Below are 21784 nucleotides of genomic sequence, written 5' to 3'. Positions count from 1 at the left end.
TGTTCAATGTTTAATGTCTAACGTCCAATGTGCGTCGGCTCGGCCCCAAACTGTGTGACAGCAGCGCAACGTTGGACATTAGACATTGAACGTTGAACTGCCTTTATGAACACTTCTTCAGCTAATAAACTCCGCGAAGACGCCCTGCATTACCACGCCAAGGGCCGTCCCGGAAAGATTGAAATTACCCCCACCAAAGAGACGGAGAATCAGCGCGATCTGTCACTGGCTTATTCGCCGGGGGTAGCCGAACCCTGCCTCGCCATCGCCGATCAACCCGAACGGGCCTATGATTATACGGCCAAAGGCAACCTCGTGGCCGTCATCAGTAATGGTACTGCCGTGCTGGGTTTAGGCAACATCGGTGCGGTGGCGTCTAAGCCGGTGATGGAGGGTAAAAGCCTGCTCTTCAAAATATACGCCGACATCGACGCGTTCGATATTGAACTGGATACCACCGACGTAGAGGAGTTTATTCGCACCGTGAAGATCCTGGAACCCACCTTTGGCGGGGTTAACCTGGAGGATATCAAAGCCCCCGAATGCTTCGAAATCGAGCGGCGACTGCGGGCCGAACTGAACATTCCCGTCATGCACGACGATCAGCACGGCACGGCCATTACGTCTGGCGCGGCCCTGCTGAACGCCCTGGAAATAGCTGGTAAACAGATCAATACAATCAAACTGGTGGTCAACGGTGCCGGTGCTGCGGCCACTGCCTGCCTCGACCTCTACGTTGATCTGGGGGTCTCGCCGGAGAATATTACAGTATTCGATAAAGACGGTTTGCTGACCAAAGACCGTACCAACCTGGTAGGCAATCAGTACAAATACACCACCGACCGCCACCCGGAGGGCTACACCTTAGCCGACGCCATGGTGGGGGCCGACGTGTTTCTGGGCCTGAGCGTGGGCGGGGTCGTTTCGCAAGACATGATTCGGAGTATGGCCCCCGGTGCTATCGTGTTTGCGATGGCTAACCCCAACCCCGAAATCACATACGAAGCCGCCACCGCCGCCCGCCCCGACATCATTATGGCTACGGGCCGGTCCGACTTCCCGAATCAGGTAAACAACGTATTGGGCTTCCCCTACATCTTCCGCGGTGCGCTCGATGTGCGGGCTACCGAAATCAACGAAGCCATGAAACTCGCCGCCGTACGTGCCCTGGCGAAACTGGCTAAACTGCCTGTTCCAGAGGCGGTTAGTCGCAGCTACGGCACTGATGGCCTGGTGTTTGGCCGGACGTACATCCTGCCCAAACCCACCGATCCGCGGTTGTTGACCATCGTAGCCCCCGCCGTAGCGAAGGCCGCCATGGACTCGGGCGTGGCGCGGAAATACATCACCGACTGGGCCGACTACGACATGCAACTCTCGAGGCGGCAGGGTCTCGATAACTCGTTTATCCGTCGCCTGACGCGGCAGGCCCAGCAGTCGCCCAAGCGCGTAGTCTTCACCGACGGCGAAAACCTGAGTGTGCTCCGGGCTGTGGCTGAGGTGCGCGAACAGAAAATGGCCATCCCCATTTTGCTTGGTAACCCACAGACAATCAACAAGATGCTCGCCGAACACAACATGAACCTTGGCGACACGCGGATCATCGACCACCGGTCGCCGAAGCAGGATAAAGTGCGGGAGAAGTACGCGCAGTTGCTCTACGAAAAACGCAAGCGTAAGGGTCTGACCCTGGTTGAAGCCCATAACCTCATGCGCGACCGCAACTATTTCGGCACCGTGCTGCTGGAAATTGGTGAGGCCGACGTGCTCATTTCGGGTCTCACGCGCAACTACCCCCAAACGCTCCGGCCCGCCCTGCAGGTGATTGGTCGGCAGCCGGGTATCCGTAAGGTGTCGGGTATGTATGTGCTGCTGTCGCGGTTCGGGCCGTTGTTCCTATCGGATACCACGGTGAACATGAACCCCACCACCGACGAGATCGTGGAGATTGCCGAAACCACCGCCCATGCCGTGCGCCGGCTGGGCATTGAGCCCCGCATTGCGCTGCTGTCGTACTCCACCTTCGGCAGCGCCACCGGCGACGATGCCGAGAAGATGCAGGCGGCCACAGCCATCTTGCAGGCCCGCCACCCCGACTGGGTTGTGGATGGTGAAATGCAGGCGCACTTACCGTTCAATCAGGAGCTTATGCGCGAATCATACGCGTTCTCGCCCTTCGCCGAGCAGCCCGCCAACGTCCTGATTTTTCCCAGCCTGGCGGCCTCCAACATTGCCTATAACCTGCTGAAAGAGATTGGCCGTATCGAAAAAATCGGCCCCGTGCTCATGGGCATCCGCAAGCCCGTCCACGTCCTCCAACTCGGCAGCACCGTCCGCGAAATTGTGAACATGGTGGCGATTGCTGTAGCGGATTAGGGGTGGGTTTTGCGGCCTTTCAAGCGTTTTTTGTCATTTTATTTTGTCATCCGACGACAGGAGGGATCTACTTTCCCGATTCACAACTACGCATTAGGAAAGTAGATCCCTCCTGTCGTCGGGATGACAAAAATCTTAGAGCCCTGACTGTTGACATATGGAGAACTGGCAAGAAGAATTGTCCCAATTCGATCCAATACGGAAAGACACCTATGCTGGTTTGAGCCGATTGCTTTTCCTATCTGGAAACCAATATGTAGTATTCATACCGTCACTCAATCTGACTGCTTACGGCAATACAGCGTCGGAGGCCGATGAGATGCTACAAGTTGTAATCAATGATTACGTTGAGAACTTAGGGCTTCTAACGAAAGAGGAAGCAGTGCAAGAATTAAAGCGCCATAGTCGAGCATATCATAATAATGGCTAAACATCTAGGCAAATAAAAAAGCCCCTCATCACAAGCTGAGGGGCTTTTTCATTCGTGGCTCTGCCGAGAATCGAACTCGGATCTAGCGTTTAGGAAACGCCTATTCTATCCGTTGAACTACAGTGCCTGGTTACTCTCTACACTTAACAAACCCGGATCTAGCGTTTAGGAAACGCCTCGGTCCGCCGCTGCGGTTCTATCCGTTGAACTACAGTGCCTGATTGCCAATGTGGCAACAAAAACGCCGGGTGGTTGACCCGACGCGGGTGCAAAAATGCGAAAAAAGTGGGGTTGTTCCGAATGGGGTAGTCAGAGCAACCATAAAAATAGTGCGGCTTCGTGTGGGTTGGCTTCGCGCTCTAGGCTACGCGCCGCGGGCCCTTCGACAGGCTCAGGGTGACAGGGAAATGGAGTCAAGTTGACTGAACTGCATCAGATGGGCTGTCACCCTGAGCCTGTCGAAGGGCCCGCGGCGCGTAGCCTAGAGCGCGAAGCCAACCCGCGCGTAGCCACGTACGATTAACTTTCCTGCTTTGTTGGCAATTCCTCTTTGGTCTGATTGTCGCCGCCGAGGGTGGCTGATTCGAGGAGGGGTACGTCGAGCCAGTTGGGGTAAATCTGGAAGTGCTGCGGTTTCACCATATCGTGGAGCAACACACGCAACTCGTCGATGTTCTCGCGGGTTTGGGCCGACACAAACACCACGTGCTCAGCCTGTTTGGTCAGGTACGTGCGCTTCAGGTACTCCAGGGCCGTCTTGCGGCGCGTTTCTACGGGCACTTCGCCTTCGGTGTCTTCGTCAAACTCCGGTGCCCACTCTTCCTTCGGCACAAACGCATCTACTTTGTTGAATACCAGCACCGTCGGCTTGTCGGCCACGCCCAGATCAGCCAGGGTCTTGTTGACAACCTCAATATGCTCCTCGAACGACGAGTGCGACACGTCGACTACGTGCAGCAGAATATCAGCTTCGCGCACCTCATCGAGGGTCGATTTGAAGGACTCAATGAGCATCGTGGGCAGCTTGCGGATGAACCCAACGGTGTCAGTCAGCAGGAACGGGATGTTGCCCAATACCACCTTCCGCACGGTCGAGTCAACCGTGGCGAAGAGCTTGTTTTCGGCAAACACATCGGCCTTAGCCAAAGCCCGCATCAGCGTCGACTTGCCCACGTTGGTATAGCCCACCAGGGCCACACGCACGAGGCGGTCACGCTCTTTGCGGCGGGTCATGCTCTGCCGGTCTATTTTCTCCAGCTTTTCTTTCAAAAACGCAATCCGGTCTTTCACAATCCGACGGTCGGTTTCCAGTTCGGTCTCACCCGGACCGCGCATCCCAACGCCCCCTTTCTGGTTCGTTAAGTGCGACCACATCTTGGTCAGGCGTGGATAGAGATACTGGTACTGAGCCAGTTCTACCTGCACCCGTGACTGGGCCGTTTGCGCCCGCATCGAGAAAATGTTCAGAATCAACAGGCTCCGGTCCAGCACCTTCACATCCGTAAACTCGGCCTCCAGGTTCCGCACCTGCGCGGGTGAGAGGTCATCATCGAAGATGATCGTGTCGACGGGTTCGGCCAGGATGTAGGTCTTTATTTCGTCCAGCTTACCCTTACCCACAAACGTCCGGTGGTCGGGGTGTTCGAGCTTTTGGGTAAACGTTTTCTTCGTTATAATCCCCGACGTTTCGGCCAGGAAGGCCAATTCGGCGAGGTATTCACGCGTCTGTGCAGCCGTCTGCTTTTGCGTAGCCACGGCAACGAGCACAGCGGTTTCAGGGTTTTTATGGTTGTCGATCATATAGTTAATTAACAAGGGTTTTGAATTTTCAGTTTGAGTTTGGCCAGAGGAGTGTGCGGAGTGCTTCGCGCTCGGTGCCCTTCGACAAGCTCAGGGTGACAGGGAACTTGAATCAACTTTGTTGTCACTCGGCTGGGCGCCCCCGGCTGGAGCCAAGCGACAACGGCGACAACGGCGACAACGGCATACAACGGCAGAGTCAAGCAACATCGGCGGCCAAAAGACAACGTGGCAACGACTGGCTTTGAGCCGGAGCGTAGTTGAAGTGCCAGCCGAATCAGGTCTATAGCGCGAAGCACTCCGCACACTCCTCTCCTCCACTCAGACGGCTACGGTGCGCCAGTGGCCCCGCCGAAACACCCAGACCGCTGCCAGGGCCAGCAGCGATTCGGAAATAGCCACCGACCAGAATACGCCCGAAGGCCCCCAGTTCAGCCAGTTGGCCAGGGCGTAGGCCAGCGGTATCTCGATTACCCAAAAGCAAAGGATGTTGATGAGCATCGGCGAACGGGTGTCGCCCGCGCCGTTGAGGGCCTGCGTCACCACCATACCGTAGGCCATGAACACAAAACCCAGACAGAAGACCCGCAGACTTTGCGCGCCGATGGTCAGCACAGCCGTGTCATGACTGAAAAAGCCGACCACGTTTTCGGCGAATAGGTACAGCAACAGGCCGATGGGCAGCAGGAACAGCAGGTTGCAGAACGCCGCCCGCCACACCGACGTTTCGGCACGGTCGGGTTGGCCCGCGCCCAGGTTCTGCCCCACCAGCGTAGCCGCCGCGTTGGCCATGCCCCATGAGGGCAAAATCGTGAAGACGAAGATGCGGATAGCCACGGTATAGCCCGCTACCACGTCAGCGCCAAACGTCGATACGATCCGGGTCAGAAACACCCAGCTTGCCGACCCGATCAGGAATTGACCGGTGCTGCCCGCCGCCAGACCAAGCAAGGTTTTCACCACGCCAAAATCGGGCACGAACGAGGTCAGGCTGATTGAAACACGGCCATTCATCTTTGCCAGGGCATAAAACTGGTACAGCACCCCAGCCGACCGCCCCAGCGTAGTCGCCACCGCCGACCCCATCACGCCCAGTTCGGGAAACGGCCCCAGCCCGAAAATGAACACCGGACACAGCACAATGTTGATGCCATTGGCCAGCCATAACGACCGCATCGCTACAGAGGCGTCGCCCGCGCCGCGCAGGCATCCGCTGAGGGTATGGAGCAGGATGATCGCCGGTGCCGACATGAAAATCACGCGCGTGTAGCCGCTGCCGTTGGCAATAAGCTGCGCATCGCCCCCCATGAGCCGAAGCAGGTCGTCGGCGAAAACCAGGCCGGGAACGCCCATGAGCACCGCGAAGGTGAGCGAAATAAAGATCACCTGTCCTACGGCTTTGCTGGCTCCGTCGGGGTTTTCTTCGCCGATGCGCCGCGCCACGAGCGCCGTAGCGGCGGTGCTTAGGCCAATGGCAATGGAGTACACCAGCGTGAGTACCGACTCGGTCAGGCCCACAGTAGCCACGGCTTCGGTGCCAATTTTAGCCACGAAAAATACGTCGACAATGGCAAAGAGGGCTTCCATGACCATTTCGAGGATCATGGGTACCGACAGCATGAAAATAGCCCGGTTGATGTTGCCGGACGTAAAATTGGTTTCTGTGCCGCGCAACGCAGCCAGTAATAACCGGATGATTCTGGTCATTGGAGACAAGAGGAAATTGAGCCGCCCACGGGCAGCTACCGATGATACATGAATGGATAGACATAGCCAGCGCGGCCCGGAGGGCGGCAGGTTCTGGCAGGAAGAGATTGCCCGAAGGCAATTAGCAGGTGAGCTTCATCGGCGTTGGCGACCGCAGGGCGCGGTGCAATTAACGATACAAACGTACAGGAATAGTTTGGTGATTACCAGCCCGATTGAGGAAACGGTAGGTGACCGATACGGGAATCGAACCCGGACCGCGCCCGTATTGCTAGCCGTTCCTGATGGCCACTTAGTGACTTTTCTTGACAGGTTAGCTAATAATCCGTTTGATGTAAAGGCGCCCTCATAGCTTAACCAGATGACCCTACACGATATTGACGATTGGCTGAGAACAGAACTCGGCGCTGATAAATTTCCGGTCAGTGAGCAGGGAGGAATCTACGTGCCCTCAGACCGACCTGTTGAGCGAATTGGTCTGGCATTGGAACCCCCGCCGCAGGTGGGTAACTGGGTGCAAAAAAATAACCTGGATGCGCTATGGCTCCACCGTCCGTGGCAGCTCAATCAGGCTGCGCTGCCGCCCAACGTGGGCGTTTTGTATCATCACCTGCCCTTCGACGAAACCCTGACGACGGGCTATAACAAGCCAATGGCGGCTGCATTGGGCCTTTTTGAGCTGGAAACGTTGGGCTATAAAACGGCTCCCGACCTTGCCGATGCCCACCTGCCGCCGCGCCCCATCGGCATGATGGGAACGGTTCCGTCCCGTTCGTTTACTAACTGGACCGAGTTGATAGACAGCCTGTTTGGTGGCTACGACCGGGCCGAATTTGGGTCGGTGCGGGTGCCGGAAAAAGTGGCGGTGGTGGGAGCCATGAACCCGGCCCTGGTACAGGAAGCGCATGAGCGCGGCGTAGGTCTGTACCTCACCGGCGAATACCGAAAAGGCACGCAGGCCGCTGTCGATGAAACGGGCATGGCGGTCATCGCCATCGGCCACCGCCGCACGGAAGGATGGGGCTTGCGGGCATTGGCGGACGTTTTTCGGAAGAAAATAGGGGTAAAGGTCTATGTCTAGCGGAGCGTTGCTCCGCTGTGTGAATATTAGCTATACTCGTTCACACAGTGGAGCAACGCTCCGCTAGACATAGATTCAAAACCGCCCTGCCAATCCAACCCCTGCACTGCTGTAGGATGAATAGGGCTGCAACTGCCACGAAATGCCCTGCCGTTGCTTCAATGCCCGGTTATAAAACTGTACCGCCTTCCGGACGTGCTTGCCGGGAGTATACAATCCCCAGCCGATGCCCGTCAGGATACATCCGGTCAAAGCGGTAAGTAATCCTGCACTTACGGCCGCTTCACGTTGCGAATCAACACCATTTTGGTAGCCAACAATGCCCCCGGCGTAGACTGGTCCCGATGATCCTGAACTAGTTCCATAGCATACCATGCCTGTTGGGCATATTATAGGCTTTTGAACGTTGACGGGGCTGTTGGACGTGCCAACTATCGTACCTACGAGCATGGCTGTGATGCCGCCAGCAATGAGCCAGCCGCCGGTGTGCCGGTTGCTGATATACTTGTTGAATTCCTGAATGGCCGTGGGTTCACCGGAGGCCATGATATAGGGAGCTAGTTGCTTGGCCTTGATGTCCAGCCCGTCATACATATACTGCGACCGAACCGTAGTACCATACCGACCGTAGTAGGCTGGCTGCAGCTCGCTTTCAATGAGTTTGAGGTCTTCCCGCCGCAGGGTTTGCACACTGTCGGCTTGTGCCCATAGTTGAAGAGGGCAGACGAATAGCAGGAGTAATGTCAGTTTCATAGCGCTTACATCGTTTGTGCGTTGAAAAGTATAGACTGTAACAACTGTAGACATTAAGCGGCTTATAAATCTGAGTTAAGATGCTGTTAATCAAACAATAATTCACTTCTCCTTCTCTATCATTTTCCCCATCATCTCAGAGAAGTAAGCGCCGTTCTGGGGGCCAAACCAGTTCATGACGCGGGTTTCGTAGGCATCTTTTTCGTAATAAGCGTCGGGGGTGATGTAGCCCACGTAGCCGCCGTTGAAGCTGGTCACGATCAGGTTAAGCCCCTGTTGCTGAGCGGCTTTTACCAGGGGAGGCAGCAGTTCGCCGGAAAAGTCGCAGGGGGTGCCGAGCAGCAGAACCGGGCCGAGGCGCAGGGCTTTCAGATCAGACGGGTAGCGGCCGTAGATAGCATGGAACAGCCAGGGCCGGATGCGCCAGTCGCCGATGATACGGGGGGCGGGGTCGCGCAGGGTAAGGGGTAGTGTAAGCAGGCCCATGGTGCTGTCGGTGCCCGTTTGGAACTGCGTCAGTTCGGGTTTCAGGCGGGTCATCATCTCCGACGCGTACTGTTTCACCAGCGGAAAATCCTTGCCCGTGGGTGGTCCTTTGGGACCCATGCTGCCCACGGCCCCGGCCATGAACAGGGCAAAGCCACCTGTTTCGCGCTCAAGACCGTCTACCACCTGCCCCGGCCAGTCGCGGGTGAGGTACTGGTAGCTGAACATGTCCATCATGGTGGCGTGGGCCGAATAGGTGCAGAGCGTGGCGGTTTGGCCCGCGCCACCCGTTTGCTTTAGTTGCACCAGCCGGAAAAACGGGTCAACGGGCTTGGTCTCATCGAGGCGGTTGTACACAAATTGAGGTGCATCTACAGCCCGGAAACCCACGCTGACGGGCTGCAAAACGGCTTTTGCCTTTTTTAAAGCGGCCAGAATGGTGTTGGTGATGTGGTCGACAACGCGCCCGTCGTAGCTACCCGAAAAGAGATTACCCACCAGACCCGGTGCCCAGCCGCCGAGGCTGTTATGGCTGTGGGTGGTGCCGAAATAAACCGACTCCCAGCGCAGGCCCACCTCCGGCAGGCGTTTGCGCAATTGCTCGCTCACGCTGGGTGGGGTAATGAGCAGATCCGACGCCACGATGGCTACGGGGCCGTTGCCGTTGTCGAGGACGATGGCCCGCACCCAGACCGAATCAGCCACGGTGGTCCAGTGCTTGCCCTGCCGCGCTCCGTAGCCGCCCGTGGGGGTGGTGTAGGCGGGGGTGAGGTTCGCCTTTGCCCAGCCCGCCCGGATACCCGTTTTGGGTGTGGGCAGCGCAGGCAGGCTGTCGAGCCGGGCCTTGGTCTGGCGGTAGAACTCGGTTTGCTGGTAGGGGGTATGGTCGTTGGGCGATAGGCTGACGGCCAGAAACAGCACGACAAGGGCCAGCAGCCCAAGTAACCCTTTGAGCAGGATGCGCAGGAATTTCATGATGTAAAGCTACGCTATCGGCAGCAACACCGTAATTTTGGTACCCTTCCCCACGGCCGATTCCGCCGAAATCTGACCATTATGCAACTCGACGATTTTTTTTGACACAGCCAGCCCCAGGCCCATACCCGGCGTGCGGGGGTGCAGCTTTTTCAAGATTCTAAACACCTCGTCGCGCTGCTGATTATCGAACCCAATGCCGTTGTCGCTGACCGTAATGCGGGCGTAATCCACATAGTTGTATTTGTCTGGCGTGGTGCGGAAACTGTTATGGCCTACCACCGTGCCACTCACGCGCACCATGGCGGGGGTATCACCCACCTGCCGGAACTTCACTGCATTGTCGACCAAATGCCTGAACAGACTAGTCAGCCCCTCTCTGTTACCGACCACCGTTGGCAGCGGTTTCAGGTCGAAGTGCACCCCCATTGATTCGTACTCCTGACTGATATCTTCTATAACAGGTTGAAGGTCAATAGACTCAATTTCAGCCTGCTGACTTGTCAGGGTAAAATAGAGTTGCAGATCGCCGATCAGCGTACGCAGCCGACTGCTGGCTTTACCAATGCCGGTCAGGGCCGTATTGCCCATAGACGTTAGCGCGTCGGGCTGTTCGTTATCCAGCAAACCGGCAAAGACGTTGATCTTGCGGAGTGGTTCCTGGAGGTCGTGCGTGATGATTTTGCTGAACTGCTCCAGTTCGTTATTGCGTTGCTGAAGCTGGCTCAGTTGCCGGTCCTGTTCGGCCTGATGCTGTTCCAGCCGCTGTTGTAATTTCAGCAACTCATCGTTGCGCAGCAGGGCATCTTCGGCGGCTTTTTTAGCGGCCAGTATTTCTTTTTCATACAACCGCCGCTGGTGTACGGGTATAAACGTGAAGTAGATCAGCAATTGACCCTCATGTGTATGTGCAGCAGCGTTGAGCAGTACCGGGATGGGCACCCGCTGCCGGGTCTGGATCGTCACATACAATTCGTTGGCACTATTGTATAGGGTAACCAGGGGGTAAATGTGGGTTTGGAAATAAATCCGGCTGGCCACACTCAATAGAATGTCCATTCGCTTGCCAATTAATTCATCGGCATGGTAGCCTGTCAGTTCACAAGCAAATGGGTTGACCGATACGAATCTGCTCTCTGCATCCATTACGAATATGCCACATGGAAGAAGAGCCGTTATTTCGTGCATGACCTAAGCGTAGTTCCCTAATTAAGTTGACGAAGGTACTGCTCGATAGACTGGATGGTTTCGTTGGGAGCGCTCATGTGGGGGCAATGGCCGGTGGCGTCGATCACATGCAGTGTGCTGTTGGGCGTGTGGTTGGCCATATAGTCGCCCACTTCAACCGGCGCAATGATGTCTTCCAGCGTTTGAATAATAAGCGAAGGTGTTTGCAGCTTCGGCAAGTCTTTGCGGTTATCGCCATAGAAAACGACTTTGGCAAATTGCAGGGCTACTTCCAGGTCGGTATGGCAAAACGTAAGCCCCAGTTCGTTGCCCAGCTCAGGCCGTTCGCTGTTGGCCATAATGGCCGGGGCAGTAGAGGTGGCCCAGCCAAAAAAATTGCCGTCCATGGTATCGAGAAGCTCTTCGATGTCTTCCCGTTCAAAACCACCATGGTAGCCCTCGTCATTCATGTACCGGGGCGACGGGCTTACCATAACCAGCCGGCTAAATCGGTCCGGTTCGTTAATGGCCGCCAAAGCACCGATCATGCCGCTCACCGAGTGCCCCACGAGGATGACATCGTGCAGGTCCAGTGCATGACAGATATCGAGTACGTCCTGCGCGTAGCCGTGCAGGCTGGCGTAGCGTTCGCGGTTGTAGGCGTCCATGCTGGTGCGTCCGTGGCCGATGTAGTCGAAACAAATCACCTGATAACTGGCCTCGAAAGCAGGGGCCACAAACCGCCACATGCTCTGGTCACAGCCAAAGCCATGGGCAAATAGCATGGGCTGGGTGCCCTGGCCAGTGATGGTAACATTATACCGGTCAACAACAGACTGGCTTGTGGCTGATAATGGCGTAGTGAGCATAGCTAAGCGAGTGGTTCGGGCAACCATTGGCGCGTTAAGTCGCGCGCCAGCTGGGCTAAATCGGTGAAACTGTCAGGTTTGGTATGAAAATCATCGGCCCCCAGCGCGGTTGACTTCTGCCGGTCAGCTACGTTGCTGGACGTTGTGAGCACAACAACCGGTAAATGACTGAACTGTGATAAAGCCCGTACTTGCCTGAGCGCTTCAAATCCGTCAACATAAATCATGTTGAGGTCAATTAAAATCAGGTCTGGAAACGGCTGAGTGCGCTGCAATTGTGGCAGTAATTCGTCGCCATCCGCCATGGTCCTAATCTCGATGCCGGGGTCCACACTATTAAACGCTGCCCGCATGAGCAACAGATCTTCATCATCATCGTCAACCAACCAAACACAGCGGGTACTCGTCTTTTCGACTGACATAGGTGTTATCGCATAATAGCGTGGGGTAACAAATATAAACTAATTCTTATGACATACTAAGTATATCTGGCTGGTTGGTTGCGTATTTTTTTTAGTCAGGAAAGGTGCTATTCAGGCGGGCAAACGTGTAGTATTTAGGGTGCCGGAAACCATTGCCTTACCAGAATGAGTTACCCCCATACTGGTTGTTGCCGGGGATTTGCCAGTGGCAGCAGTCATCTACAGTAACGCTCGCAACCCTTGTCTATAGGCTTAATCATACGCTCGACCGGTTCCTGGTACGACCTCCGCAGTGAAGACGGACATATTTACCATGCCCGGCTCAAAGGAAAATTCAAAATAAAAGATTTGAAGGTTACCAACCCCATTGCCGTGGGCGACCGGGTGCAGTATGACGTGGAAGACGAAGCCGAAAATACGGCGATTATCTACGACATCGAACCCCGCGAGAACTACATCATCCGGCAGTCGGTGCACAAAACGGCGCATGGGCATATCCTGGCCGCCAACCTCGATCAGGCCGTTTTGCTGGCTACGCTTACCCTGCCCCGCACCTCGCTCGGCTTCATCGACCGGTTTCTGGTGGCCGCCGAATCGTTTCGTATTTCGACCACGGTAGTCTTCAATAAAACCGACATTCTGAACGACGAAGGGCTTGATCATCAGCGCGAAATTCAGGATATGTACGAAAAAATCGGCTACAACACCCTGGCTACGTCGGCCACGAAGGGCGATGGCGTCGAAGCGTTCCGGGACTTGCTGAACGGAAAAATCACCCTGCTGTCGGGGCATTCGGGCGTGGGCAAATCATCGCTGGTAAATGCCATTGCCCCCACGCTCGACCTGCGCACCAACGAAGTGTCGACGTTTGCCAACAAGGGCGTTCACACCACCACCTTCGCCGAGATGTTTGAACTGACGCCCGACACGTTTATCATCGACACACCGGGCATCAAAGAACTGGGTCTGGTCGAAACGTCGAAGGAGGAGATTGCTCATTATTTCCCCGAAATGCGAGACCGCCTGAACCAGTGCCGGTTTCATAACTGCCTGCATATCAACGAGCCCGGCTGCGCCATTAAAGCCGCCGTAGAGGATGGCGACATCGCCGAAAGCCGCTACTACAGCTACCTGAGCATGATGGAGGGGGGGGATAATAGGAGGTAGTTCAACGTTTAAAGTCCAATGTCTAAAGTTGCTCCGCGAGTTACACAGATCGCGGAGCAACTTTAGACATTGGACTTTAAACGTTGAACCCCCTTCACCTTACCGCATCATCATCCCATTGATCAGGGCCTGCACGTCGGCGGGGGGGCGTTTCACGACCAGATGGGCATGGCCTTTGCCGGTGCTGTCCCAGGTATTGCTGCCGCCCGGCCCCATCACTAACCGGCCCTGTTGGGTGCTGTAGTAGGGTTCGGGGCCTTCAATGGCTACCAGCACGGCGGTTTGGTCCCAGCTCATGCGCCCGGCTTTATCGTTAGGGTCCAGCGGAATACTAATGCGAAACACGTCGCGGATAGGGCTGTTTTTGATGGCCGTGTTCCGGGCCAGGGGCAGCCCCGTTTTGATCGCCTCGCCAATCTCGAAACCACTCAGCAGCATCGGCGTGGGCCATTGGGTATAGACCGTTTTCGAGGCGGTAGAATCACGCATAACATTGTATTCGTAGCCCGACGGAAATTTGCCCGCCATGCTCACCAGATTCCGTACCTTCTGTATTACCAGTTCGCGGCCCGTCAGTTTGGAATACTGATCCGGTTTCGAGTTGAGCAGGTTGGCTAGGTTGGTCAGAAAACCCACCGTGAGCACCGTTACGCTGCGGTCGGGCTGTTTGGCCAGAATCTGCCGGTAAAGGGCCACGGCGTCAGGCGCGTCGTCGTTGGACTTCAGCGCGTGCGGGTAGCGGGCCACCAGCGTGTCGGACCAGTGCTGCTTATCGGCATCGGTCACGGCCCAGCCTTTGGGCACGCCGATGGGTATGTTGGGCCGACCCAAATAGGTGTTCAGCACACTCAGCACCGGCCCCACACGCGGGTATTTGCTCGACGCTACCGTAGCCAGGATCTCGGCCTTGCCCGCGTCGGCATAGTGGTGGAGCATGGTAATGGCCCCCACGTCGTCGTAGTCAGGCCCCATGTCGGTATCGAAAATAACCCGCACGGGTGGCTCATGCTGCGCAAAAACGGGCGAGGTGGCGAGGAGGAGAAGGAGGATGAGGTATCGCATAGGAGAGGGAGAGTTCAAGGTGTAAGGCGGTCCGGCGTTCCGGCCATGCGTCAGCAACCTTACAGCTTAAACTTTAAACTTAATTCGGAAACAAGCGCTTATCAAGCCCCGGAATGATGCGGAGGGCGTTTTTGTAGTACACTTTTTTCAGCACCTCGTCGGGGAGGGCCATGCCATACATGCGCCAGAAGGCGTGGTACTTTTTGTGGTAGGGAAAATATTCGTCGGCGGTTTCCAGCACGCGGAAATACGTCGCGTATTCCGAGGGTACCCAACTGTCTTTACCGAACACGATGCGGTCCTGATGCTTCACAAAAAAGGCGTGCGCCGCGCGGGGCTGACGGCCTAGTTCGGCAATGACCGCGCCAATTTCGAGCATCATATTGGGATATACCCGCATGAGGCTGTCGAGCTTGCCGAGGTTGTTGGGGTACCAGCCCATGTGGGCGTTGATGAACGTGGTTTTGGGGTGCTTTTGAAAGATATGGTGCTGTTCGTCAAGCAGTTTGGCCCAGTTTACCGAGTTGGCTCCCCGCTTCCGGCTGGGGTGCAGTTTCAGTTCCAGCCAGCGTTCGTTGTAGCGGTCCATCGGGTCCCAGAACGACTTCGGGTCGGCGGTGTGAATCAGTACCGGAATGCCCAGTTCGCCACATTTGGCCCAGATGGGGTCCAGGCGTGGGTCGTCGATGGCCACCAGCTTGCCGCCCGCATCTTTGATATCCATCCCCAGATTCTTGTAGATTTTCAGGCCGTGGGCACCCGCTTTCACGTCGGCCTCCAGGCGTTTCACCGAGGCTTCCGTCCAGCCCGGCGTGCCGATGCCGTCGAACAGAATGTTGGTAAACAAGATGAGCCGGGGCGTGTTGGTCTGCTTGATATTGGCCAGCGACTTTGTAAAAAACTTGTCCGATTCCGCCTCTGACCCCCAGGCCCGCCCGCTCAGGTTGACCATGATGCCCATATTGAGGCTATCCATCTGGCTCAGCAGCGGTTTCAGACTGGCGTCGTCCATGTTCCACTGGTGGTTGTGCACGTCGATGAACGGGTATTTGGCCCGTGTGATCTTGTGCTCAGGCACTTTCAGCGTTGAAACGGGGTCATATTCTTCAAAACCCAAAGGCGCGTCGGCGGGCTTTTGCTGAGCATGGAGGCTACGAATGGTGAGGGCACAAAGGCAAACGATGAGTAAACTGAGCAGCAGAAGGCGCATGATGAATGGAATAACGATGAACAGGTGGTCTGGAGCTAACAACCCTTTTCAAAGATACAGCCAAAGCGCTTTCTACGCGGTCAAGCGCCAAACCCACCTAAACGGCCCGTTCGTTCGCAGACTGGAAATGGATGTTGTGCGCCTGCCCCAACGACCGCAGGCGTTGATGATAGGCGCACAACTCACTAAAACTAACGTACCTGAACCTTTACATACTGGCTAGGTTGGCTGCGAACACTCCTTCGGGATGTACGGTCTGTTGTCAGACAGTCGCCCTACTGCATAATATCGGCTATTGTCATTTTTGGCACTTCTTTAAGGCTATTCCCACTGACTTGAATAAAACTTAGCGCAAGATTATTAAAGTCAAACTCATTGTTTGAGAATGGATGTTTAACCAGCCAGTGATTAGCCAGGTGTATATTAGATGGAAACACTCTCGTTACAAATACTCCTGAAACTGAGGAATATGAGTGTTTAGAAGATTGATCAAAAATCCCGTCGTTGCTGCCCGTTAGCTCCTGATTTAGGTTGTTTAAATCCTCAAATAATTTAACTCTTTGGCGGCCAAATAAGGCATCATAGACATCTTCGGTACGGGTGTGCTTATAGCTTAAAGAATTTATGCAGACGATGTAAGGTTTATCAAGGTTCCCATACCGGTAGCCTTTCGCCTTTATCGCACTTCTTATAGATTCTTCACAACCACCCATATAACTGCCGCCGAGATACGAACCGATGGGGCGGCTCTTTTTAATCGAACATGGCCATAACGAGATGACGATTTTAATATTTTCATCTGCGTAGGTTATGTATTTCTCCTGTCGTTCAGAGTAGGTATCTTCTCTTTCAGTAGACAGAAGCGCACCGTACTTACTTATATTTTCTTCAAATGATTGCCTAATTCTGCCAAGCTTAGCTTGCTTCTTAGATAAGAAGGTTATTTCTCTGATGCTAATCCAGTAGTCAGGGCAGTTTATTTGATTGATAGCATCATAGATTATGTTCTGTTTAGCCTTTAGCGCCCTTTCCTCATTTGATTCGTCAGTGGCCACCTTTGCTTCTAGATATATTTCTAATTCACCTTTCTTGGCTAAGAAGTCAGGATTCTTGGTAGAATTTGGCACTATAGGATGAGTAGTTAAACAAAATCCCTGCTCTGTAAAAAGCTCGTGTACGAAAAGTTCAAAGAAAGCAGAATCAAAGTTTGATTGCAAATCACGCTTTAGTTGCTTTTTTGCACCATCGGGATATTTTGAGAACCAATGATTCAGTCTGTTTCTAACTGTTGCAAATTCCTCGAGAGCTGAATTATCATAGAACTCATAAGTATCCTGTTGGTGATGGGCGTATTCAAGATTAACCCTTACTTTGTCATCGAAAAGTTTTTCCATAAATACTTCAAAAAATGATACCTCTTGGTCACTGGGCATTTGAACTTGCTGTGTTAGAACTCCATAACGCTAAAGTGCGACTTATCAGCCGCAACCCACCGAACGAATTAAAGCCTACCTATCGAGACGTGCGGCCTGTCGCCGGAGCGACCGAACTACTGCTTCTACTGTCCACCCAACGCCCCCATGAGTTGATGTCGAGCGTAGCGAGATATTTACGCATGGGGGCATTGGGCTGAAAAACCTGACTTTGCGGCCTGCTGACTGTCGCCCGTGACCTGCTCACTCGGAGCGAACGACTTAGAAAGGAATAGCAATTTGCTCGTCAGCTTTCGTTTTAGGGGTCTTCACGCTGCTGGCACGTGGCTTCTTAGAAACCGGCTTCTGTTTTGATTTCGTTTTTACTGCTAACTCGGCTCTTTCAACTTTGGGTTCCAGCTTTTTTGATTGCGCCTTCAACTTTGAAAGTAGTACATCAGTCGAAGGATAATTACCTTCAACATACATCTTTATCAGTTGGGCGTGAGAAAGCGGTTTTTTAGGATTAAAAACATCTTCATTGGTATCATAATCCAATAATACAATATCCTTTTCTTGACTCGCTACCCTAAGTTTATCAATGATAACCTTTACCTTATTTTCTAAAACCCAACGATATGTTGGTAAGTAGATTTGGATACGTGCTTCGAGGTATGGCAGAAGCTCTGTGCTGTTCACTCCTTTTCGGTGGCCTAAAGGAATACCAAATGTTCTTACAGTTCGTTTGATATTTTTCATTGAACTGTTGTGAAACATTGCAATGTCTATATCTGCACCCTGAAATACTTTCAGACCTTGCCAAACTCCTTCTACGGATTGTGAGGTTAATCCGTTGGAGAACGGAACAGGAATATTACCGTGTGGATAGAAGGGACTAAGTCTTACCAAAGCAGTGGGAGCTTTAGAAGTTACGTCGGCGATAACTGCGTTAGGGTACAGCTTCTGCAATGTTTTTTCCGACTTTTTTTTGCTGTCAACGAATATCATCTCAAAAAGCATTAATGTTCGTAATCCATTCTATTGGTAGACGAGTCTTAACCAATACTTCGGCTTGATAGTGCGGTTTATCCTCATCGGACAGGTTAAAATGCGTATTTTGTTTGACAACTGCAAATCTGATCCGCATTAGGTCTTCTATAGTCGGGCCGCACTTGTGGCCTGTCTTGGTGGCATTCATATCAGAGAACTTCGTTTCTTGAAAAAAACATATCTCTGGATTGATTTTCAGCACAACTGGGTCTTGTATTCTACCTTGCAACTTGGCTACATACATCATCGGGTGGTTAGGTGTGAAACTTAACCGGACGTAATCTTGAAGGTTATAATGCCGATCTAAACTTTTAGAAGTCTCATCGCTACCTGGTTTAAGAATATTAATGTCATTTTGTTCACAGTACCACCAAGATAGCAAGGCTCCATTCTCTTTGATTGATGAGATGTTAGCCCTATCTGTAAAATGATACAAAGTCAATATACTGTTTTCTTGTAAAACCTGCGCGAATTTTTCGTAATTGTTTTTTCGTTCAGAGGAAAGGTTGAGTTGTAAAAGTTGACGCTCTGCTCTTTGGGTTTTTTCTTTCTCTACTCTCGCTCTTTCTGTAGCCTGGATTTGGGCTTGTATTTGTTGTTCGGCTTCCCGCTTTCTACGGGCTTCTACTTCTTGTTTAGATCTTTGTGCAGCCTCGCGTTCTCTTTCTGCGGTTTCATCCTGCTGAACTCTACGCTCCTGTTCGGCCTGCTGCCTTACTCGCTCTTTTTCCTCATCTATTCTTCGTTGGCGCAAACATTCAGCTTTTTGCTTTTCGCGTTCTGTTTGAAGTCTTTGCCTTTCTCGTTCTTCCTCCCACCACTCTGCCCATCTTTGCCTTTCTTTTCGCTTTTCTTCTTCTAGGTACAGATAGCTTAAAACACCGACAATAACTATAAAAATTACGATTTCCATTGACTAAGCAAGTGTTGATGTGAATTTTATTTTGATATTCACGCTGTCAGCCGAAACCTGCCGAACGAACAGTCGCCAAGACGCTAATTTGCAAGCACTTGACAAGCAAACACTCAACATGTTAGAGTACGAAACTTAGCTTAACGTTGATCGCACTGATTATCAGCGGGTAGAGCATTAAGTGCAGGTGTTTTGCCAATACCTTTACTTCCTGATTCGACCAGTGGCTGACGGTGCTACAATCATACCTTTCTGGTCTGTCTTACGCAACGCTATGGCAAAAAATGTTTCGATTATTCAGGTCAAAGTAATTGAACGGTTGTGAGACATTAACGGATTCTGCGACAGCGGCCCAGCCTACCTAACTAAGGGGGTAGATGTCAATCTTGCGTAGCTGCTCGTCCCATCGGTACGCTACCAGTGGCGTACCTACGGCACGCAGACGCGCTTCAGGGCCATTTTTCTACCGACGCTACGCTGTTAAATCCCTACGGGATAAGCAGCTACACAAGATTGAAACGTACTCTAACTAAGGTGCCTAATTAGCCATTTCGCCTCGCAGCGACGTGCCTAGTTGCTGGGCTACGGTGCCGGGATAGGGGAACTGGCCGAGTAGCACCATCAGCTTGGTAATGGCGGCTTCGGTGGTCATGTCAGCCCCGCTCACCACGCCGATTTCCTGGAGGCGCGAACTGGTCTGGTACTGCCCCTGCGTCACGCGCCCGCCCTCGCACTGCGACACGTTGACCACCACTAAGCCCCGCCCAATGGCCGCGCTGAGAGCCTCGGATAGCCACGCATCGGTGGGGGCGTTGCCTGACCCGAACGTTTCCAGCACCAGCCCCCGCAGCCCCGGAATGGCCAAAATGGCGTTGACTACGGCGGGCGTGATGCCGGGGAATAGCTTCAGCACCGTCACGTTGGCGTCGATCACCGTGTGGATGCTGAACGGGTGCGACACGTCGGCGGGGGCGATGAACGGGCGGTTGTACTCGATGCGTACCCCGGCCATGGCCAGGTGGGGGTAGTTTTCGGAGTGAAAGGCGTTGAAATGGACGCTCTCGCGCTTTTTGGCCCGGTTGCCCCGCAGCAGCAGCGAGTTGAAATAGATGCACACTTCGGGTACGGCGGGGCGACCGTCGGGCCGGTCGGCGGCGATTTCGAGGGCGGTCAGCAGGTTTTCGCGGGCGTCGGTCCGGGCCACGCCGATGGGCAGTTGCGCGCCGGTCAGGATCACGGGCTTGCCCAGGTTTTCGAGCATGAAACTCAACGCCGAAGCCGTATAGGCCATCGTGTCGGTGCCGTGTAGGATCACGAAACTGTCGAACTCGTTGTAGTGCGCCTCAATGGCCTGCGCCAGCCGCACCCACACCGCCGGTTTCATATCCGACGAGTCGATGATGGGGTCGAGCGTGATGAGCGACACGTCGAAGTCGAGCCGCTGAATTTCGGGCACGCGGTCCATCACCTGACTGAAATCAAACGGGCGCAATTGCCCGGCTTTGTCGGGTCCGGCGCGGTAATCGTAGACCATGCCGAGCGTGCCACCGGTGTAGATCACCAGCACAGACCCCACAGGGTTTTCGGCTTTGTTGAGTTGGAACATGGGGGAGGAAGAGAAGAGAATGTACAATGTATAATGAACAATGAACAATGTTGCTTACGCAAGCGTAACTGCTCTAGCGTAAGCAACATTGTTCATTGTTCATTATACATTGTACATTAATTTGGCATTTCGCGTTGTCACCTCCGCCACTTCGTCTACGCTCTTTCCGGTCATGTCGGCGAGGCGGGCGGCGATGTAGGGGACGTAGGCGGGTTCGTTGCGTTTGCCGCGAAAAGGGACGGGAGCGAGGTAGGGAGCGTCGGTTTCGAGTACGAGATGATCGAGGCCGATGTGGGGAATGACCTTGTCGAGGCCACCGTTTTTATAAGTAGCTACCCCGCCGATGCCGAGCATAAAGCCCATGTCGATGGCGCGGCGGGCTTCGTCGAGGGTGCCGACAAAACAGTGAAAGATGCCCCGTATGCCACTTTTTGGGGCTGGCAAGGCTAATTTCTGAATTAGATCAGCGGCTTCCATCATGGCGTTGCGGTCGTGGCCGGAGCGGGTGTGGAGCGAGACGAACATGCCCCGTTCAGCGGCCCAGCGTAACTGCGTTTCGAAGGCCATAAACTGCTGATCGACGAAGGTCATGTCCCAGTAAAAATCCAGCCCGATTTCGCCCACGGCCAGAAACGGATGCGCGTTTAGCTGTTTTTCTACCTCAGCCAGTTCCGAGTCAACGGTTTCGTTCACGTAGGTGGGGTGGAGGCCCATCATGGGTCGGCAGCGGTCGGGGTATTGCGTGGCGAGGGCCATCATGCCGGGTATGGTGTCGGCGGCGCAGTTGGGCATCCAGATTTCCGAAACACCCGCCGCGAAGGCCCGCTGTAGCATGTCGTCGCGGGTACCGTGGGGTTGGCCGTCGGTGAGTTTGTCGGCCTCAAATTTATCGTCGTAAGCGTGGGCGTGTGTGTCGATGAAGGTTAACATGCTGCAAAGAAACGGCAATGCCCGGTAAGGTCGGGCTGAGGAGCCTGTTTATAAAATGAATGAAGGTTGTGGTGGCTTCGCGCTGTTGGTGGCTTCGCGCTGTTGATGGCTTCGCGCTGTTGATGGCTTCGCGATACGGGCCCTTCGACAAGCTCAGGGTGACAGGGACGTTGAATCAACTTAGGATGATTGTTTTAGTGCCCTGTCACCCTGAGCTTGTCGAAGGGCCCGTAGCGCGAAGCCACCAAAGCGCCTAGCTACACTACAATCTCCCTTCATCTTATAAGAATGAACTAGACCAAACAGCAAACACGGCGGATGGCTTAGCTGGCTATTTTTATCGTATGTATATGGCTGATAAACAGTTC

General features: G+C 53.9%; 17 protein-coding genes and 1 tRNA gene. 3 read left to right on the top strand and 15 right to left on the bottom strand.

Going from position 1 to position 21784, the window contains the following annotated elements:
* The first annotated feature begins 105 nt into the window (after positions 1-105).
* Positions 106-2376, top strand: a complete 2271-nt coding sequence (locus J2I47_RS10695) for an NADP-dependent malic enzyme (RefSeq protein WP_207364566.1) — start codon at positions 106-108, stop codon at positions 2374-2376.
* A gap of 485 nt (positions 2377-2861) precedes the next feature.
* Here the strand turns inward: J2I47_RS10695 and J2I47_RS10690 are convergent.
* The 3 genes from J2I47_RS10690 to J2I47_RS10680 form a co-directional block, all read right to left on the bottom strand.
* Positions 2862-2933 (bottom strand) — tRNA-Arg (locus J2I47_RS10690).
* Positions 2934-3325: 392 nt separating this feature from the next.
* Positions 3326-4606, bottom strand: coding sequence for a GTPase HflX (gene hflX / locus J2I47_RS10685; RefSeq protein ID WP_207364565.1), 1281 nt, complete (start codon positions 4604-4606; stop codon positions 3326-3328).
* A 321-nt stretch (positions 4607-4927) separates the two neighbouring features.
* Positions 4928-6313, bottom strand: coding sequence for an MATE family efflux transporter (locus J2I47_RS10680; protein WP_207364564.1), 1386 nt, complete (start codon positions 6311-6313; stop codon positions 4928-4930).
* A gap of 361 nt (positions 6314-6674) precedes the next feature.
* Here J2I47_RS10680 and J2I47_RS10675 point away from each other — a divergent pair, with 361 nt between their 5' ends.
* On the top strand, positions 6675-7394 hold the full coding sequence (locus tag J2I47_RS10675) for a Nif3-like dinuclear metal center hexameric protein (RefSeq protein WP_207364563.1): 720 nt from the start codon (positions 6675-6677) through the stop codon (positions 7392-7394).
* A 75-nt stretch (positions 7395-7469) separates the two neighbouring features.
* Here the strand turns inward: J2I47_RS10675 and J2I47_RS10670 are convergent, their stop codons facing one another.
* The 5 genes from J2I47_RS10670 to J2I47_RS10650 form a co-directional block, all read right to left on the bottom strand.
* Positions 7470-8147 (bottom strand): hypothetical protein, encoded by a 678-nt coding sequence (locus J2I47_RS10670; RefSeq protein WP_229374493.1) that lies wholly within the window; start codon positions 8145-8147, stop codon positions 7470-7472.
* Between the two features lie 102 nt (positions 8148-8249).
* Positions 8250-9608, bottom strand: a complete 1359-nt coding sequence (locus J2I47_RS10665) for a hypothetical protein (protein WP_207364561.1) — start codon at positions 9606-9608, stop codon at positions 8250-8252.
* Between the two features lie 9 nt (positions 9609-9617).
* Positions 9618-10754 (bottom strand): PAS domain-containing sensor histidine kinase, encoded by a 1137-nt coding sequence (locus J2I47_RS10660; protein WP_229374491.1) that lies wholly within the window; start codon positions 10752-10754, stop codon positions 9618-9620.
* Positions 10755-10813: 59 nt separating this feature from the next.
* Positions 10814-11644 (bottom strand): alpha/beta fold hydrolase, encoded by an 831-nt coding sequence (locus J2I47_RS10655; RefSeq protein WP_229374489.1) that lies wholly within the window; start codon positions 11642-11644, stop codon positions 10814-10816.
* 2 nt (positions 11645-11646) lie between these two features.
* Positions 11647-12066 (bottom strand): response regulator, encoded by a 420-nt coding sequence (locus tag J2I47_RS10650; RefSeq protein ID WP_207364559.1) that lies wholly within the window; start codon positions 12064-12066, stop codon positions 11647-11649.
* A 240-nt stretch (positions 12067-12306) separates the two neighbouring features.
* Between J2I47_RS10650 and rsgA the strand changes: the two genes are divergently transcribed.
* Positions 12307-13233 carry a ribosome small subunit-dependent GTPase A gene (gene rsgA, locus J2I47_RS10645; protein WP_207364558.1) on the top strand — a complete coding sequence of 309 codons (927 nt, stop codon included), beginning with the start codon at positions 12307-12309 and terminating at the stop codon, positions 13231-13233.
* 99 nt (positions 13234-13332) lie between these two features.
* Here rsgA and J2I47_RS10640 read toward each other — a convergent pair whose 3' ends face one another.
* From J2I47_RS10640 to J2I47_RS10610, 7 genes are all read right to left on the bottom strand, one after another.
* Positions 13333-14295 carry a nucleoside hydrolase gene (locus J2I47_RS10640; RefSeq protein WP_207364557.1) on the bottom strand — a complete coding sequence of 321 codons (963 nt, stop codon included), beginning with the start codon at positions 14293-14295 and terminating at the stop codon, positions 13333-13335.
* Positions 14296-14374: 79 nt separating this feature from the next.
* Positions 14375-15505: an amidohydrolase family protein gene (locus tag J2I47_RS10635; protein ID WP_207364556.1), complete on the bottom strand. Its 1131-nt coding sequence runs from the start codon at positions 15503-15505 to the stop codon at positions 14375-14377.
* Positions 15506-15780: 275 nt separating this feature from the next.
* Positions 15781-16899, bottom strand: coding sequence for a hypothetical protein (locus J2I47_RS10630; protein ID WP_207364555.1), 1119 nt, complete (start codon positions 16897-16899; stop codon positions 15781-15783).
* 300 nt (positions 16900-17199) lie between these two features.
* Positions 17200-17925, bottom strand: coding sequence for a DUF6939 family protein (locus J2I47_RS10625; protein WP_207364554.1), 726 nt, complete (start codon positions 17923-17925; stop codon positions 17200-17202).
* A 1-nt stretch (position 17926) separates the two neighbouring features.
* The gene (locus tag J2I47_RS10620) at positions 17927-18880 is read right to left on the bottom strand and encodes a DUF4433 domain-containing protein (RefSeq protein ID WP_207364553.1); all 954 of its coding nucleotides are present in this window, start codon (positions 18878-18880) and stop codon (positions 17927-17929) included.
* A 538-nt stretch (positions 18881-19418) separates the two neighbouring features.
* Positions 19419-20486: an asparaginase gene (locus J2I47_RS10615; RefSeq protein WP_207364552.1), complete on the bottom strand. Its 1068-nt coding sequence runs from the start codon at positions 20484-20486 to the stop codon at positions 19419-19421.
* Positions 20487-20588: 102 nt separating this feature from the next.
* Positions 20589-21416, bottom strand: a complete 828-nt coding sequence (locus tag J2I47_RS10610) for a TatD family hydrolase (protein WP_207364551.1) — start codon at positions 21414-21416, stop codon at positions 20589-20591.
* Positions 21417-21784: the final 368 nt, after the last annotated feature.

Source organism: Fibrella rubiginis (genome assembly GCF_017353185.1).
GTDB lineage: Bacteria > Bacteroidota > Bacteroidia > Cytophagales > Spirosomataceae > Fibrella > Fibrella rubiginis.
This window is presented reverse-complemented; position numbering and strand designations above follow the sequence as displayed.